This window comes from Streptomyces sp. CB01580, assembly GCF_001905795.1.
Lineage (GTDB): Bacteria > Actinomycetota > Actinomycetes > Streptomycetales > Streptomycetaceae > Streptomyces.
Map to the genome: position 1 here is coordinate 280165 of NZ_LIXJ01000006.1, position 16555 is coordinate 296719.

Annotated in this window: 12 protein-coding genes and 3 pseudogenes; 13 read left to right on the forward strand and 2 right to left on the reverse strand. The window is 70.5% G+C overall.

What is annotated here, in order from left to right:
• Positions 1–115 precede the first annotated feature (115 nt).
• A complete protein-coding gene (locus tag AMK22_RS12795) occupies positions 116–1024 on the forward strand; it encodes a GNAT family N-acetyltransferase (protein WP_073784418.1) in 909 nt (302 codons plus the stop codon).
• Between the two features lie 187 nt (positions 1025–1211).
• Positions 1212–1403: pseudogene (locus AMK22_RS12800) on the forward strand (IS110 family transposase); the annotation flags it as partial.
• A 365-nt stretch (positions 1404–1768) separates the two neighbouring features.
• Here AMK22_RS12800 and AMK22_RS12805 read toward each other — a convergent pair.
• Entirely contained in the window at positions 1769–3127 is a 1359-nt protein-coding gene (locus AMK22_RS12805; protein ID WP_073784420.1) for a carboxylesterase family protein, read from the reverse strand.
• 87 nt (positions 3128–3214) lie between these two features.
• Between AMK22_RS12805 and AMK22_RS12810 the strand changes: the two genes are divergently transcribed.
• The 10 genes and pseudogenes from AMK22_RS12810 (at position 3215) to AMK22_RS41760 (ending at position 13464) form a co-directional block, all read left to right on the forward strand.
• Positions 3215–3817 carry a TetR/AcrR family transcriptional regulator gene (locus AMK22_RS12810; protein WP_073784422.1) on the forward strand — a complete coding sequence of 201 codons (603 nt, stop codon included), beginning with the start codon at positions 3215–3217 and terminating at the stop codon, positions 3815–3817.
• A 1004-nt stretch (positions 3818–4821) separates the two neighbouring features.
• Positions 4822–5439: a TetR/AcrR family transcriptional regulator gene (locus AMK22_RS12815; protein ID WP_073784424.1), complete on the forward strand. Its 618-nt coding sequence runs from the start codon at positions 4822–4824 to the stop codon at positions 5437–5439.
• A gap of 99 nt (positions 5440–5538) precedes the next feature.
• Complete coding sequence (locus tag AMK22_RS12820; RefSeq protein WP_073784426.1) at positions 5539–6765, forward strand: cytochrome P450; 1227 nt, start codon at positions 5539–5541, stop codon at positions 6763–6765.
• A gap of 35 nt (positions 6766–6800) precedes the next feature.
• Positions 6801–6995: a ferredoxin gene (locus tag AMK22_RS12825; RefSeq protein ID WP_073784428.1), complete on the forward strand. Its 195-nt coding sequence runs from the start codon at positions 6801–6803 to the stop codon at positions 6993–6995.
• Entirely contained in the window at positions 6992–8206 is a 1215-nt protein-coding gene (locus AMK22_RS12830) for an NAD(P)/FAD-dependent oxidoreductase (protein WP_242433952.1), read from the forward strand. The genes AMK22_RS12825 and AMK22_RS12830 overlap by 4 nt, the downstream gene beginning before the upstream one ends.
• A 593-nt stretch (positions 8207–8799) precedes the next feature.
• Positions 8800–9389: pseudogene (locus tag AMK22_RS40795) on the forward strand (DNA glycosylase AlkZ-like family protein); the annotation flags it as partial.
• 1003 nt (positions 9390–10392) lie between these two features.
• Positions 10393–11571 carry a DUF418 domain-containing protein gene (locus tag AMK22_RS12845; protein WP_073784430.1) on the forward strand — a complete coding sequence of 393 codons (1179 nt, stop codon included), beginning with the start codon at positions 10393–10395 and terminating at the stop codon, positions 11569–11571.
• A gap of 61 nt (positions 11572–11632) precedes the next feature.
• A pseudogene (locus tag AMK22_RS40800) lies at positions 11633–11873 on the forward strand (IS110 family transposase); the annotation flags it as partial.
• A 584-nt stretch (positions 11874–12457) separates the two neighbouring features.
• Entirely contained in the window at positions 12458–13336 is an 879-nt protein-coding gene (locus AMK22_RS12855) for a class I SAM-dependent methyltransferase (RefSeq protein ID WP_073784432.1), read from the forward strand.
• Complete coding sequence (locus AMK22_RS41760) at positions 13333–13464, forward strand: hypothetical protein (protein ID WP_274535420.1); 132 nt, start codon at positions 13333–13335, stop codon at positions 13462–13464. The genes AMK22_RS12855 and AMK22_RS41760 overlap by 4 nt, the downstream gene beginning before the upstream one ends.
• Before the next feature lie 1459 nt (positions 13465–14923).
• Here the strand turns inward: AMK22_RS41760 and AMK22_RS12865 are convergent.
• Complete coding sequence (locus AMK22_RS12865; RefSeq protein WP_073784434.1) at positions 14924–15340, reverse strand: hypothetical protein; 417 nt, start codon at positions 15338–15340, stop codon at positions 14924–14926.
• Positions 15341–15991: 651 nt separating this feature from the next.
• Here AMK22_RS12865 and AMK22_RS12875 point away from each other — a divergent pair.
• On the forward strand, positions 15992–16510 hold the full coding sequence (locus AMK22_RS12875; RefSeq protein ID WP_073784436.1) for an LLM class flavin-dependent oxidoreductase: 519 nt from the start codon (positions 15992–15994) through the stop codon (positions 16508–16510).
• Positions 16511–16555: the final 45 nt, after the last annotated feature.

Sequence of the window (16555 nt, forward strand, 5' to 3'; positions counted from 1 at the left end):
GGAGGCGAGTGCCGTGCGGTTCACACCTTTCCAGCGCTCCCCTTTCCGCTGTCCCGGCGTGGTTCGTGAGATCTGACCGGGAGCGCTCCAAGCAGCCTGTATCCCGGAGGAATCCATGACCGATCCGGTCATCCGCGCGCTCTCCGCGAGCGACGCCCGTCTCTTCGACGCACTGCCCGACCCACTGGGCGCCCGTGAAGGCCATCGGCGTACCCGGTTCCGCACCGACTGGATGCGTGTCGCCCTGCGCGACGGCGAGGTCGTCGCGCGTGGCGCGTGGTGGGGCGGCCCCGACGACTCGAAGCCCGTCAACATCAACTGGTTCGACGTGGCCGAGGGCGAGGAGGAGGCGGGGGCCGAGCTCCTGCGCTCCGCTCCCTGGCAGGTCGAGCTCGAGATCAACCTGCCCGGCGACTGGCGGGACAAGCCCGACCTGCGCGCCGCCGCCGATGCACGCTTCGCCGCCGCACGAGCCGCCGGGTACGAGCGCCTGGTAGAACGCTTCCTGTACCGCTGGACCCCGGACCGAGGCCTGCCCGAGCGACCCGGACGCCTGCGCTTCAGTGCCGAACCCGACGACACCGTGTTCTTCGGCGCGTTGCGCCGGATCCACTCCGTCACCCTGGATGCCCACGCGCTCAGGGCTATCGAGGAGGGCGGCCTCGACCAAGCCGCCCAGGAGGAACTCGACTTCTTCCACTGGTGCCCCTCCCCACGGGAGTGGTGGCAGACCGCGTACACGCCGGAAGGCGACCTGGTCGGCATCCACATCCCGGCCCACAACCCCTCCGGTCCGACCATCGGCTTCATCGGAGTCGTCCCGGAACAGCGCGGTCACGGCTATGCCTACGACCTCCTCGCCGAGTGCACCCACTTCCTCGTCGAGGAGGGCGCGGAGTTCGTCAGCGGAGCGACGGACCGGGGCAACTTCCCCATGGCCGCGAACTTCGCCAGGGCCGGCTTCCCCGTCGTGAGGGAACGCATCAACTTCCGTCCTGCAGGCCAAGCGGCCTGCGAGGAGTAGCACTCGATGCGGGGTCCGGCCCGAGGACAGGTCCGGACCCCTTGTCCGTGACATGCGGTATCTGCGCTGTGGCAAGCAGCCACCATCTACCGCCTTGCGGGAGCGAAGTCCGTCTCTCCCCCGTCATGTTCTTCGCGGTCCTGCAAGCGGGCCGCTGGCTTCCGAGCCGGCATGGCTCTGCCCCTCTGTGGGCGTGTTCCTCGGTCTGGACGTCGGCACGACCACTCATCACGGTCACGGGCTCACGCCGGCCGGGAAGAAGGCCTCCGACAGGCCGCTGCCCAACAGCGAGCCGAAGCTGCGGGCCGTCCTCGACAAGCTCATGGCCGAGTTCGGCACGGTCCTGGTGATCGTCGACCAGCCCGCCCCCATCGGCGCCTCCCGCAGCTACCACGGCCGATCCCGAGCCCACGGGAAAGCCCAAAGAGGCTCCCCTCCGCCTGGCCCGGCACCGCGTCAGCGTGCCCCTCGCGATGCCCCACGACGGCACCTTCCACGAACCCCGAACCTCTCGCCTCGCTTGACAGAAGACACGAGGCCCCCCGGCAGACTCTTCTCCGCTGACGGGGCCGCCCCGCCCTCCCGATGGAGCGTGCGTCCCGCGACGCGATCTCCTGACTTGCGCCCCATCGGCCGCGTACGCACCGCGGCCGGGACGGCGTCCTGCGGTTACGAGCCGCGCACCTCCCCACCGTGCACAAGGTGACGACCGAGGAGAACGGCCGCCACGAGGCGATGAAGCACTCACCCGGTGTCGCCGGTCGCGGCGAAGCGGACCCATGCACGCTGCAGTTCCCGGGATACCACCGAGACCACCGGCGTTGGTCGGTCGCCGAAGAGGTGTCGGCCGGTGGGGCTGTCCAGCGTGCCGAACGCCAGGGGGACATCGAGGCTGTGGCAGGCGCCCAGGACTCCGCCGGACGCCGGGGCCGTCAGTTGCAGCTCGAAGAGGAACGAGGTGCCTCCAGCCGCTTGGTTCGCCTGGGCCAGCCGCAGTGAGGGCATCCGGAAGAGGGCATCGGAGTACACCAGTTCGATCAATTCTTCGGGGGTGGCCTGCGGGTAGGCGGCACGGTAGGCGTCGGCGCCGTCCGGTGCCGGGGCGAACAGGTCGAGGGCCGTACGGGCCTCGTCCTCGGTGAAGGTGCCCAGCCGCCCCATCATGACGCTGAACAGCCGGAATTCATCACGGGTGTGGCCGACGAGGAGCTCGATCCCTCCTGTACGGCCGCCGGCCAGCGCCGTCCAGGGCGTTTCGGTGAGCACCACGCCGTCGAGGACCGGGCACACGGCGACACCGATCTGCGAGAGCCGCCCCCACCTCTTGCGGTGGCCGGGAAGGTCGACACGAAGGGCGGTGAGCTCGCCGGCCAGGCGCAAGGGATCGATGCCGGACAGGGCTTCGATGTCGGGTGCCGCGCCGACCCGGCTCGCGAGCGCGACGGTGACTTCTTCCGCCAGCACACGGGTGCACAGCGTTCCCGGGACCGAGTGCACGATGGCCCTGCGAAACAGCCCGTGCGCCCGCTTCATCGTCAGCAGGGCCGCGATCGACCCTGCCCCGGCGGACTGTCCCGCTACCGTGACCTGGTCAGGGTCTCCACCGAAGGCGGCGATGTTGCGCCGTACCCATTCCAAGGCCGCGATCTGGTCGAGAAGCCCGCGATTGGCCGGTGCGCCCTCGACAAGAGCGAAACCCTCAACTGCCACCCGGTAGTTGATGCTCACCACGACCAGGCCCGCGCTGGTCAGGGACGCAGGGTCGTACATCGGATCGCTGGAGGCCCCCGCGATGTAGGCACCACCGTGGATCCACACCAGCACCGGCAGCCCGGCCGTCCCCAGGGCCGGGGTGCTGACGTTGAGCGTGAGCCAGTCGTTCCCGACCGAGCTCTCGGCCGTCGGTCCCGCCTGCGGAACCACGGGGCCGAACTCGGCCGTCCGCTTCGTCCCGGCCCACCCCTCGACCGGGGCCGGTGCCTGGAAGCGCAGGGGACCGACCGGCGGCTGAGCATAGGGGATGCCACGAAACACCGCATGGTTCTCCTGCCGGCGCCCTTCGACGAGGCCCTCCGCAGTCCGTGCTCCTGGTTGTTCGGACATGCCACGCCCTTCCTCCACGAACGGACTCCCCAGCTTTTACCGGTCAGCTGTAATATGTCAACTGTATTGAAACAGGGGAGGCCAACGATGCCCAAGCAGGTGGATCACCGTGAACGCCGCGAGACGATCGCCCGAGCACTGTGGCGCGTAGTGGAACAACGCGGCATCGCACACGCGAGCGTCCGCGAAGTGGCCCAGGAAGCGGGCATCTCCCACGGCGCGGTGCAGCACTACTTCGCCACCCGGGAAGAAATCTTGGTCTTCGCCATGGACTTCGCGTCCGAACAGACATCACTGCGCGTCGCCGAGGCCGTCGGAGAACTCGGCAACCCACCACACCCCCGTGACATGCTCCGGGTGATGCTTGCGGAGATGCTCCCTCTCCATCCCGACGCACGCGCGACGAGCCGGATGAGCGCCGCCTACGTCCTAGAGGCACTGCACAACGCGAACATCCATACACGCGCACGCGACGGGCTGACTCACGGCCGCGACCTCACCGAGCAGATCGTCCGCCAGGCAATCATCGACGGCCACATCAGCCCCGACCGCGACCCGGCGACAGAGACCAACCTGCTCCTGGCACTCACCGGCTTGACCCCGCTCATCGAACTGGGCGTGATCGAGCCCCGAGAGGCCCTGACCGCCGTCGACCAGCACCTCAACCGGCTGTTCACGACCAAGCCCTGACCGCACCCGATCGCCGGCGGTCACGTTCCGGTACGAACGCCCCCTCAGATCGACGAAGCAGGAACGCCGCTCCCGGCTCGCCGAGCACTGTCGGTCGCAGGGGCGAGATCCCGGCCAGGCCTCCAGCCCGTGTGACGCGTGCCGGTGAACGAACCTCGGATCTCAGGAGCCGATCCAGGGCACCGGCAACTCAGGTGGGGGCTGCCCTGCTCCGGGGATGCGGCGCGGCTGTTGTCCGGGCTTCGTTTGCAAGGCCGCGGGCCGCCGACACCGAACAACGCCGCCGGGCCAGACGCCTCCCGGCACCGGACGACACGACGAACCGGAGGGATTCGGGGCATGCGGGGCAGACGGCTCGAAGCGGAGCGGGGGCGGTGGGCGCAGCAGTCGCGATGTCGCTGCTCCTGGGATGTGCGGCACGCACCGGCGAGGACGCGGACCTCCGGCCGACGGCGAACGTCCGGGCGCCGGGCCCGCAGCAGATCCTCGATACCGCCGAACAGTTCCTGGAACGCGACTGCGTGCGCCGCCGCGGCTTCCGCTTCCGGGTGGTCCCGTCGGCCGTCAGTACCGCAGCAGAACTTGTTGCGTATCCGGTCCAACCGGAGGCCGACGCCCCTGCCGCACCCGCTCGGGGCCGTCGGCGTGGGCCTCCGCCCCGTCATGCAGGTGTCGCGACGAGGCTCCCGATGCGGAGCCGGCGCGAGCCCTCGAGCCGATGAACGCTCGCCCAGTGGGGTGCGGAACCCGGGGTGGACGCCAGGGCTCTCGGCCACGACTTCATCGACGCCACCAGTCGGACCTACGCGCAGTGGCGGGCTCAGCTCCGCATGGGCCCCGGCGGGGGGCGGAGGCCGCTTCGTCCGCCCCGCTCCTGTGTCCGACCCGGTTTACGGGAGGCCGGTCGCCTCTTTCCGGTGGGTGGTTGCGGTGCGTGATGGGGTGCCGGTCGGTTCCGGTCACACTTGGCGGGTGAGCGACCGTGAGATCAGGAGAGGTTCGGGATGGGTGAGGGGTTCACACGCCGTACGCAGAGCCGGTGGGGCGAGGGTGCCGCGCTGAAGGAGGAGATCGTCCGGGCTGCGGCGCGGATGCTGATGGAGTCGGGCCGGGAGCGGGATCTGTCGCTGCGTGCGGTGGCGCGGGAGGTCGGGATCTCGGCGCCCAGCATCTATCTGCACTTCAAGGACCGTGCGGAGTTGGTGGCGACGGTGACTCAGCGGGCGTACGCGCGGCTGGCCGCCGAGTTGCGGGAAGCCTGGACGGGCGAGCGGGAGGCCGGGGCGCATGCCGCCCTGCGGGCACTGGCGCAGCGGTACTGCGGCTTCGCGCTGGACAACCCCCGGGTGTACCGGCTGCTGTTCGGGATCGAGCGGATCGAGGTGTCACGGGACGAGGCGGCATCGCATCCGTTGTGGACGGTGCATGCCGTGTGGGCCGACGCGGTGGCGGCCTGCCACGGCGAGCACGGGGGAACGACCGACCCCGAGCGGGTGACCGCCCTGCTGTGGGCGTCGGTGCACGGACTGGCCGCGATGGCGGTGGCGGTTCCGTTCGCGGCGGACCGGGAGCGGATCGAGGGAATGGTGGACGACCTCCTCGATCTGGTGGTGGCCAGATAGAGCGCAACGGCCGGTAACCCTCCGCGATTTAGTTGTATGAGGCTACTAACGCTGTTAGGAAAGTGGCCACGTGATCCCTCTTCCCCACGGAGGCACCGTATGACCGAGACCGCGGACACCACGGTCGAACTGCCCGAACACCCCAGCCCCCGGGCGGCCGGCTGCCCGTTCGACCCCCCGCCCGCGCTGCGGACGCTCCAGGCGGACAGCCCCGTCGCCCGGGTGCGGATCTGGGACGGCAGCAGCCCCTGGCTGATCACCCGGCACGATCACCTGCGCACACTGCTCGGCGATCCGCGCGTCAGTTCCGACCCGGCACTGCCGGGATTCCCGCACCGCAATGCCGGGATGAGGGAGCGGGACCGGCAGAACCCCACGTTCCTCAACATGGACGACCCCGAGCACGCTCGGCTGCGTCGCATGGTGACCGCCCCCTTCGCGGTCAAGCGGATGAATGCGCTGCGGCCGGCGGTCCAGAAGATCGTCGACGATCTGATCGACGAGATGCTCGCCGGCCCCAGGCCCGTCGACCTGGTCGAGGCGTTCGCACTGCCGGTCCCCAGCCTGGTCATCTGCGAACTGCTGGGCGTCCCGTACGAGAAGCACGACTTCTTCCAGCGCCGCACCAAGGTCATCGTCCGTCGCACGTCGACGCCCGAGGAGGTGCGGGAGGCGACCGAGGCACTCACCGACTATCTCGACGACCTCCTGACCGCCAAACGCGCGACGCCCGGCGACGACCTGTTGTCCGAACTCGCCGTCAAACGTGTGGCCACCGGCGAGATGTCGCAGCGCGAAGCCGCGCGGATGGGCGTCCTGCTGCTGGGCGCGGGGCACGAGACGACGGCCAACATGATCGCGCTGGGCACCCTCGCCCTTCTGGAGAACCCGGACCAACTCGCCCTGCTGCGCGAGTCGGAGGACCCCGCGGCGACCTCTGCCGCGGTCGAGGAACTGCTGCGCTACCTGAACATCACCCACTCCGGACGCCGCCGGGTGGCGCTGGAGGACATCGAGGTGGACGGCCTCACCATCCGTGCGGGCGAGGGCATCATCTTCGCCAACGACATCGCCAACCGCGACCCCGACGCCTTCCCCGACCCGGACCGCCTCGACGTCACCCGCGACGCCCGCCGCCACGTCGCCTTCGGGTTCGGCGTGCACCAGTGCCTGGGGCAGCCGCTGGCCCGCGTCGAGTTGCAGTGCGTCTACAGCACCCTCTACAAGCGCGTCCCCACTCTCCAGTTGGCCACCGGCATCGACCGACTGGACTTCAAGCACGACGGCTTCGTCTACGGCGTCTACGCACTGCCCGTCACCTGGTGACCCGTCACTGTCCCCCGAGCGGAAACGAGAAGCCCATGCGCGTGGAAGTCGACCAGCCCAAGTGTGTCGCCTCCGGCCAGTGCGTCCTGCTGGCCCCCGATGTCTTCGACCAGGACGACGACGGCATCGTCGAACTGCTCACCGACACCCCCGACCCCGCCCACCACGACGATGTCAGGGAGTCGGCTACCGTCTGCCCGGCCGCGGCGATCCGCCTGGTCGGGGCGTGACCGCCGCCCCACTGCGCCGGATCGTCGTCGTCGGTGCCTCGGCGGCCGGTCTGTCGGCCGCCGAGACCCTGCGCCGGGAAGGCTTCGACGGCTCGCTCACCCTGGTCGGCCGAGAACGCCACCTGCCCTACGACCGGCCGCCCCTGTCCAAACAGATCCTCACGCGCGCCTGGGCCGTCGAGCGGACCGCCCTGCGCCCGCAGGCCGATGTGGAGGCCCTCGACCTGGACCTCCGGCTCGGGACCGCCGCCACCGCCCTGTCCACCGGGACCCGTACGGTGACCCTGGACGACGGAACCGAATGCGGCTACGACGGTCTGATCATCGCCACCGGAGTCCGGCCTCGCCGCCTCCCCGGGCCGCCCGCACCGGGCGTCCACACGCTGCGCACCCTGGACGACGCCCTCGCCCTGCGCGAACGCCTCGGCGAGGGCCGCCGACTGGTCGTCGTCGGTGCCGGGTTCCTGGGCGCCGAAGTGGCGTCCTCGGCCCGCGCCCTGGGGACTGCCGTCACCCTCGTCGAGGCCGCACCCGTTCCCCTCGCCCACGTCCTCGGACACCGGGCCGGTGAACACCTCGCGCATCTGCACCGCGACCACGGGGTGGACCTGCGCTCCGGCACCGGGGTCGCCGAGATCGTGACCTCGGACCATCGGCTCACCGCCGTCCGGCTGTCCGACGGGACACTCGTCCCGGCCGACGACGTGCTCGTCGCCATCGGTTCCGAACCCGACACCACCTGGCTCGACGGCAGCGGCCTGCGCCTGGCCGACGGCGTGGTCTGCGACCGATATCTCGCCGCCGTCCCCGGTGTCCATGCCGCCGGGGACGTGGCCCGCTGGCACAACCCCCTGTTCGGCGCCGACATGCGTGTCGAGCACCGGACCAACGCCGCCGAGCAGGCCATGGCCGCCGCCCGCAACCTGCTCCACCCCGAATCCGCCCGCCCCTTCGCCTCCGTCCCCTATTTCTGGTCCGACCAGCACGGAATCAGGATCCAGGCATACGGTCACCTCCGGGGTCACGACGAAGCACGCGTCGTCGAGGGCGACTCGGCCCGGGGCCGGTTCCTCGTCGCCTATCGCACCGGCCATCGGCTCACCGGCGCCCTGTCCTTCGGCATGCCGCCCAAGGCGCTGCGCCGCTGGCGGACGGCCATCGCCGCCGGGAGCGACTGGCGGGCCGCCACGGCGACAGCCCCGGCCGCCTGACCACGAAACCCGAAGACGTCCGGAGTGGGGGCGGCCGACCGGGTCGGCCGGTCAACGCCCTCACCCAGGACGTCGGGTCGAACCGGAGTCCGCCGTCGGATCACCGCCGACGGTGGTGGCCCCGGTCCACCGGGGGCGGCTGCCGGCCCGGCACACGCCGGTGGTGTGCGGTGCGCACGCGCCACTCGCCCCGGCTCGGACGGCCGGGACAAGGAACGTAGCGGCGACGTCGAGCGTGGTGAGGACGGGCGGCGATACCGCGGCGGTCGGGGACCGTAAGGGTGTGGGGCACCATGTGGCCTTTCGGGGTCGGCTTCCGCGCCGTGCTGTCACAGGGTGCGGACCCGGCGGGGGCGTCGCAGGGAAAGAGAGCCGGGGCGGGGTCCCTGCTTCTCCTCCCCCGCGGCGGGTCACAGAAGGACGGACTCGTCCGGACCGGGACTCCGACGGTTCACCGCGCGAAGTGCCCGGTGAACCGTCGGACCCGCCCGGCCGGGGTCGGTCGCAGGTGTCGAGCATCCGGCCGACCCGGATGGTGTCCCCGGGGAACTTCACGGCCAACTCCTGGCCACAGCAACACCAAAGGCGCCTGCGTCCCGTCCCGTGTGCTAGCCCGCGCCCAGCTCCCACCGCGCGGCCTGTGGCACAAGACGACCGGCGTACGCAATCTGCCCCTGGCCACCCGGCTCGGACGGGACATCAACCCGCTCCCCGCCGATGACAGCGATCCGGTCGGGCAGCAGCTGGTGCGCCGCTGCCTCGCCGCCTACGGGCCCGCAGCCACCGCAGACCTCCGAGCCCGGTGCGGCCTCGCCGGACTTCCCTCCGCCGTCGAAGCCGCCCGTGACAAGCTCGTCTCCTTCCGCGACGCACGCGGCCGCGATCTCCTCGACCTGCCCGACGCACCCCGGCCGCACCCTCACACCCCGGCCCCCGTCCGGTTTCCTCCCGGCCTTCGACAACGCGATCCTCGGCTACCACGACCGCAGCCGCACCATCGACGACGCCCATCTCGGCCTGTCCGTCGCAGGCCGCCGCGCCGTCCTCGTCGACGGACGTCGCCGCCACCTGGACCGTACGCGACCAAGAGCTCCACATCACCCCACTGCGGGCCCTCACCGCCTCAGAACAAGAAGCCGTCCACGTCGAAGCCCAAGACCCGACCACCTTCCTGGACGAAGGCATCAACCGCATCCAGATCACAGTCACCGACGTCGACGACCAGGATCTGTCCAGTCGATCATGTGACTGCCTCGCGCCTGGATCGTTGATGCGGGCATGGGTGAGGGTGATCTGAGTGATGCCGAGTGAGAACGGCTGCGGCCGTTCCTGCCTGTCGGCAACAGGCGTCGTGGCCGGTGGCGGGATCACCGGCAGGTGATCGACGACGGAACCTCGGAGCGTCTGCTCCAGCAGGTCCAGGCCGAGGCCGACGCGGTCGGGGAGATCGACCGGGACGTCTCGGTCGACTCCACGGTCGTGCGGTCGCATCAGCGTGCGGCCGGTGCCCGCATCGACCCGCCGCCGGTTCCCGGGGCAAGGGGGGGGACGCGCCGGCAGCGCACCGCACCAGGACAAGACGCCGTGGCAGAACCTCGTCGCCCGCCTGGTGGAGGTGGTGCGGGCGGCAAGGGCCTGGGCTGCTCGCGCGGCGGGTCCACCACCCAGCTCCACCCGAGCGCGGACGGCCGCTGCCACCTGCTGTCCCCGGTCGTCACCCGCGGCAGCAGGCGGACTGCACCCGGTTCAAGGCCGTCCTGGAGAAGATCCGAGTGCCGCGGACCGGGCCGGGCAGGCCTCGCGGGGAACCCGACAGCCTCGCGGCCGACAAGGCACACAGCAACGGACCTGCCGCGAGCACCTGCGACGACGCGGCATCCGCCACACCATCCCGGAGAGGACCGACAACCAGGCCGCCCGCCTGTGCGAAGGCTCACATGGCGGACGACAACATGGCTATTCCGCCGTCGGCAACGGGACGGACCTGGGCTGTCGGCTGTACATTCGAAATACACGCGCCGATGGCTGTCATGCCTGCTGCACCGAGCCCAATGCCCCGGACGTCCTGGGCGGCTCCGCGAGCGGCGGCTCCAGACGCCCGGCAGGTGGGCCTCCGCCGGACGGCGGAGGCGGCCCGAAAATCTGCCGGATACCCGGCGATCAGCCCACTCTCACACCTGGAAGGCATGACTCAGTACGCAGACATCGGAGCTCCTGTGGTAGACGCCCCGACCCCCGTGCGCGACAGCGGAAGAGCGCCGGCGGGCCGGCTGATCGGGCTGGACCTGGCCCGTGGACTCGCGGTATTCGGCATGTACGCGGCTCATGTGGGGCCCGACCCTGACCAGGGCGGTGTGATCGGCTTCCTGACGGAGCTGGCCCACGGCAGGTCCTCCGCTCTCTTCGCCTTCCTGGCGGGCTTCGCTGTGGTCCTCATCACCGGACGCATGGCACCGAAGACAGGGCTGGCCGGGCGCCAGGCAGTGGCCAAGGTGGTGATCCGGGCCGTGATCCTTCTGGCCCTGGGCACCGTACTGACCATGAGCGGCATCCCGGTCGACGTGATCCTGGCCTTCTACGGCCTGTACTTCCTGCTCGTACTACCGCTGTACCGACTCGGCGCCGGCCCCCTGGCAGCGATCGCCGTGGGCACGGCTCTCGTCCTGCCACAGGTGCTCTACGTGGTGCAGCAGGCGATCAGCGACAGTGGCGTCCGCTCGCCCGGTGAGCCCGACGGCATCGTCTCGCTCCTCTTCACCGGCGCCTACCCGGCCCTGACCTGGATCCCGTTCGTGATCGCCGGCATGGCCGTGGCCCGCCTGGACCTGGCTGCCGCCGCCGTCCGGACACGCCTGGCCCTCACGGGTGCCGCCCTCATGATCACCGGCTACGGAGGCTCCTGGCTGGCGCTGCACGTCGTTCCCGGCGCCGCCGACGCCATCGGCGAGGGTGGGGCGAGCGCGTGGTGGTCCGACACCGCGGGTTATCCGTCCGGTGACACCCCGGCCTGGCTGCTGGCTGCCTCCCCACACAGTGAGACCACCCTGTCGATCGTGGGCAACACCGGTGTGGCGATCATGGTCGTCACCGCGTGTCTGGCCGCGACGGACGCTCTCCCGCGGCTCCGGTCCCTGGCCCGGCCGGTCATCGCGGTCGGTTCCATGTCGCTGACCGCGTACGTCTTCCACCTCATCGGCATCCGGTTCCTGGGCATCGAGGAACTGCCTGGATTGCCCTTGTATGTCCTATCCGGCTTCATTGTGGCCGCCATGGTGTTCGCGACCGTCTGGTCGCGCTTCCAGCAGCGCGGACCACTGGAATGGCTGATGACCAAGGCGACGGGCCTGGCCCGGCACATCCGCTGAGCGCAGAACCGGCCGAACCGTCGCACCGGGCACCCGGCAGCACTTTCGATACACGCTCCATGTCGACGAGATCTTCGCTGCCCTCGACGAGCAGACCGTTGCCTCCCAGCAGCGAGGCGGCCTCGCCGATCGTCCCGATCCTCGCCGCGTCGCTGACGGCCGTACTCGACCAGCGGAAACTGCCGGCCGGACGAATCGAGGAACTGCTGGAGGCCCACCCTCTTTCCACGGTTCCGACCTCAATGCCGGGAGTGGGCGTCAGGACCGGAGCACGCATCCTGATCGAGGTCGGCGACGACAGCGGTCACCGTCTGCAAAACGGGGACAATCGCGAAGGCGGTGGAGCGGTCAGAGCTGCGGATCGAGGCCGAACTGGATCGTCAGGTCCGCAGCGGCCCGGCAGACCAAGCCGGGGTCCGGTGGGGCGGGAATGGCTGGGCCACTTGGCCGCGACGGACTACGGCGGGCCGCTGATCGTCCGGATGGGGGCCGTACACCTGCCTCCGCGGCGGCATTGTCGGTGGGTGCTGGGATATGCCGACAGCCCGTGGTGGGCGCGGCAGGAGCACCAGCCCGCCCGAACAGCCGACCCCAGCCGCGAGGTGCCCAGTGCGCGGCGATCAAGCGCGCTGTCCCGACCAAGGTCGCCGCCGTCATGGGCTGCCACTGACACGGCGGCCGCTCACGGCAACACAGCGTTGATCGCTGCGCCACATGCGATCGCGGTACCAGCCGTCGCGGTGCAGGGGGCGCGCCGAGGTGAACCGAGTTCCGCTCCCGCGCGCTCTTTCCTGCGGGTTCACCGGTCCCGCATGCTGAAGGGCGCACGGCGGATGGAGCCGGGCATGGCGTGTCGGCCCGGACCGGTGCGCGTGGGGAGGGCGTCATGGAGCAGGCAGCGGACGAGGGACCTTCCGTGCAGGAGGTCGGAGCGTGGTACGACCGCTTGGGAGGTCTGTACAGCCTGACGATGGGCGACAGCATGCATCTGGGCATGTGGGATGACGGGGTGCGCCCGAAGCCGGGACGGGTGCTGTCGGCGGAGGAGGCGTGGCAGGAGCTGACAGCGGCGCAGGACCGGTGGACCGATGAACTGATCGGCGAGCTTGCCCTCGGGCCCGGGCAGCGGGCGCTGGATGTGGGTTGCGGCACTGGACGGCCCGCGGTGCGTCTCGCTCAGGCCTCCGGCGGGCATGTCCTCGGTATTACCGCCAGCGGCGCCCAGGTCGAGCAGGCCCTCGATCGTGCCGCCCGCGCCGGCGTCGCCGACCGCACCGAGTTCCTGCAGGCCGATGCGATGAATCTGCCGTTCGAGGACGCTTCGTTCGACGCCGTGTGGGCGATCGAGTCGTTCGCCCACTTCGCCGACCGTCCCCGTGCTCTGCACGAGGCCAGGCGTGTTCTGCGCCCCGGTGGCCGGCTCGTCCTGGCGGACTGCTTCGAACACGTCCCGTTCACCGACCAGGATGTGGCGCTGTTCCGCGCGGGTTTCGCGCTCGCTCGCCTGCCCGGCTCCCTCGACGACTACCCATCCCTCACCCGGCAGGCCGGCTTCACCGTCGACCATGTACGCGACAGGACCGGCGACTTCACACCCACCTATCATCTGATCCCCCAGATCTTCGGGGCACGTCGCCGACAGATCGAGGAACTCCTGGGCACCGACATCGCCACGCAACTGGAATCGGCCTATCCACTGATCCTCGGCCTGTGCCGGGACAAGATGGGCTACGTCATGGTGCGTGCCGGCAAACCGGCCCCGTGATCACCACGCCCGCCGGCCACCCGTCCTGGCGGCAGACACGCATCCTGCTCGCTCTGGCGCTGACCACCGTCACTGTTCCCGCACACGCACTCGCTCTTTTGGCCTTCCGGGTGTTGCCCATGGTGTGAGTCGTCGCGGTCAGCGCGAAGCGAGTGCGGGACCTGTGGACAAAGAACGGGCACGGGGGCCGCCCCTGCCGTACTGCGTCCCCGCTTGGGACCGGGGCCTTTCCCACGGATTCCGTGTCGACGCGGTCCGGGACCTCGTTTGACCGCTGTCGTGACGGGGTGGGGCGCGGCCGAGGAGGGCGGCTCAGCGTGAAGCTGAGGCTGGTACGACGCACTCGGCCAGGAGCGGACGAACAAGTCTGGACCGCCTGGACTTGCTGTTCCGCCATGCGATGAGCAGGAACGCGCTGATCGTCGGCGTGACCACTGCGGTGGTGCCGTGGATGCCGTGGACGGAGCCCCGCCTTGCGGTCCGCGGGACCGGCGTCCCCGGCTCGCGCGGCGGCCGCCGTCTCCAGCAGAGGCCAGCCGTCGATCTCCACCGCTCGCTGCTCCCCCGGCTGCCTACCGCGGGCCGGCGCCACGTCGAGCGGGGCCCGGACAGCACCCGGTTCATGCAGGTTCACGGAGCCTTCCCGGACGTATCCCACGTCCCTGGAGCCCATGGGGTACACGCCCGGGGCGTACCGGCCCGGCCCTTGGCGAAGACGATGTGGACGACGGGAGGCCGTGCTGCTGCCCGTCGGAGGCTCGACGCGGCCCCGGCCGCCCACTCGGCCGTCGAAGTGCAGGGGTGGGCCGACGTCTGCTCGACCCGGCCGAGGCACCGGCTCGATCGCCCCCGCCGCGACGGTCGTACCGAGGGCATGCCGCCCCTCGGCGCCGCAGAACAGCGCCGCCGGGCCACCCGCCCCGGAACTGCTCGCGGCCCACGCATGGGCGGACTGCGCCCCGCGCCGGATCTGTCCGCGGAGGGGCGACGCCGGTCCCTGCGGAGGGTGGTGTCGCGCCGAACACCCAAGCGTTTCTGACGATCACGTTGCCCGGGAACGGCAAGAGCGAGTGGACTCCGGCTGCCGGTCGATCTTCTTGCCTGCTTGATCGCGGCGGGAAGGGTCTTGGGTCGTTCCGGTGGGGAACAGCGAGGGAGACGAGCGACGACCACGACAAGATTCGGCACCGTCCAGGACGGCGGACGGACCGCCGCTGCCCCGGCGAGGGCCGGCCGGAACCGAGGCTGCTCGTGCCCACGCTCTGCGGGACGGTCGTCGCAGGTACGGCGTGGTTCCTCCACCGAGACCTGCGACTCGGACGGGTCGGCCGGTGGAACGGGCGTGGCAGTGCGGACAACGGACGTGTTCGGTCCGGCCTTCTCTCCGCGGTGCGGGCAGGCGATGATGTCGTGGGGCGGAGCGTGGGAGCAGGCGTGCCGACGGTTCCGCTCCCCCACATGCGCGGAGCGGAACCGCTGACTCGGGCGGGACGCAGCGATGTCGGCACGGATCGTGTCCGGCGCGTGCACCGGGGCGGGTGAGACCACCCCGGTGCCGACAAGCCTCTGCTGCGGTGGCGGTGCGTCTCAGCGGACCGTCACGTTGAAGACCGGCGAGGCCGTGGTGCCGCTGATGATGCGCAGGTCGTTCTTGCCCTTCAGCCCGAGCTTGACGCCGAGCGAGTAGGACCCGTCCCGCGAGATGCTCGTGGATGCGGGCAGGCTGACCCACTTGCCGTGCTGCTTCTGCTGAAGGGTCACCTTGCTGCCCGCCTTGAGACCGGTGGTCTGGCCCGTGACGCGGAACAACTGCCAGGCGCGGACCGAGGACACCGACGGCTCAGCCGTGATGTCGGCCTTGGCGAGCACGGCCTTCTGTGCGACGACCGGGGTTGCGGTGTCCGTAGCCGGGGTGGCTGCCATTGCGGTGCCCGCGAGGGCAAGGGAAGCCGCGCCGAGGACACCGACGACGGCAATGCGCAGGGAGCGCCGTTTCGAGACCATCACAGATCTGCCCCTTTCGATGGTGAGAACAGCCTTTCGCGCCAAAGGGCACCTACATGCCGATTGGCGTAGTCACTAGAAACGACGACACAGCGGAGGCGGACGTTCACTGGGGCAGTGTCGCTGTCTTGTAACAGCCGAGCGGGACCGGGGCGATGGCGTCCGGGACAGTTCGGCGGCGAAGTGGCAGTGGCCTGCACCCGACGTCTTCTTCCCGTCCGGCGCTACCGGGAAGAGCCTCGCTGCGGAGTTCGCCCCGCTACCTCGAAATCCCTGTCACCACCCGGGTGCGCCAGGCCCATTGCACCGACGCGGTCTGCCACACCTACGACCAGACCGGTGTCCGCCTCGTCCTCATCGACGAGCCCCCCCCTCACCTCGCGCACCACCACCAGCGCCCAGGCCGTCGGCCTCCTCGAAGACCTCACCGAACGCATCGGTGCGACGTTCGTGCACGCGGGAATCGACGTCACCACGACCGCCTTGTTCAGCGGTGTGCGTGGGTCGCTGGGCGGGCCTCACTCATCGAGTACGGGCGACTCCCCCGGCCTCCTCGTGGGGCGGGCCATCTCAGCTAGGGACGCATGTTCGCACCGGGTCGGCTGACCGTGGGGTTGTCCTGCACCTCTGCGCCTGCCCCACGCCGGGGACATGGCGGGATTGCGTGGTCTGACGGAGGTCGTCCAGCAGACCGAGCACCGCGACTTCGCAGCCCTCGGGGTCCGGGAAGCACCACTGGCCGACCCCGCCTTCGGTGACGTGGGGCAGGTGTACGCCCCACGGACCGTCCTGACCTGGCTTGCGGCGCACACCTCCCGAATCACCCTCGCTGCGGGCAGCATGATGTTCCCGCTGCGGCGCCCCATCAATCTTGCCGAGCAGGCGGCCACCGTGGGCCACTTGAGCGGGGTCGGTCGGTACTCGGTGTGGCATGCGTCGACCATCCGGTGGAATTCCCGGCGTACGGTCTCGACCATGAAGTGCGTGGCGCCCGCTGCCAGGAGGTGGTCGGCTCCTTCCGGGAGCTATTGGGGGGCCGAGCAGCCAGGTGGCGTCGGGCGGCGCCCATCTCTGCCGAAGCGGTACACGGCCGTGTACCGCTTCTGGCCACCGGCTCCTCCGCGCCGATTCCCGCCGTCGGCGCCTGTCGCGCTCGGTCTAGTACCGTGACCGGCAAGGTTTGCCCGGAAGGAGCATCGTCCGGTGCGTGCGATC

Excerpts from the sequence above, each read along its gene's own strand:
- AMK22_RS12795 (WP_073784418.1), top strand. The coding sequence starts at position 116 with ATGACCGATCCGGTCATCCGCGCGCTCTCCGCGAGCGACGCCCGTCTC.
- AMK22_RS12805 (WP_073784420.1), bottom strand. The coding sequence starts at position 3,127 with ATGTCCGAACAACCAGGAGCACGGACTGCGGAGGGCCTCGTCGAAGGG.
- AMK22_RS12810 (WP_073784422.1), top strand. The coding sequence starts at position 3,215 with ATGCCCAAGCAGGTGGATCACCGTGAACGCCGCGAGACGATCGCCCGA.
- AMK22_RS12815 (WP_073784424.1), top strand. The coding sequence starts at position 4,822 with ATGGGTGAGGGGTTCACACGCCGTACGCAGAGCCGGTGGGGCGAGGGT.
- AMK22_RS12820 (WP_073784426.1), top strand. The coding sequence starts at position 5,539 with ATGACCGAGACCGCGGACACCACGGTCGAACTGCCCGAACACCCCAGC.
- AMK22_RS12825 (WP_073784428.1), top strand. The coding sequence starts at position 6,801 with ATGCGCGTGGAAGTCGACCAGCCCAAGTGTGTCGCCTCCGGCCAGTGC.
- AMK22_RS12845 (WP_073784430.1), top strand. The coding sequence starts at position 10,393 with ATGACTCAGTACGCAGACATCGGAGCTCCTGTGGTAGACGCCCCGACC.
- AMK22_RS12855 (WP_073784432.1), top strand. The coding sequence starts at position 12,458 with ATGGAGCAGGCAGCGGACGAGGGACCTTCCGTGCAGGAGGTCGGAGCG.
- AMK22_RS12865 (WP_073784434.1), bottom strand. The coding sequence starts at position 15,340 with ATGGTCTCGAAACGGCGCTCCCTGCGCATTGCCGTCGTCGGTGTCCTC.
- AMK22_RS12875 (WP_073784436.1), top strand. The coding sequence starts at position 15,992 with ATGGCGGGATTGCGTGGTCTGACGGAGGTCGTCCAGCAGACCGAGCAC.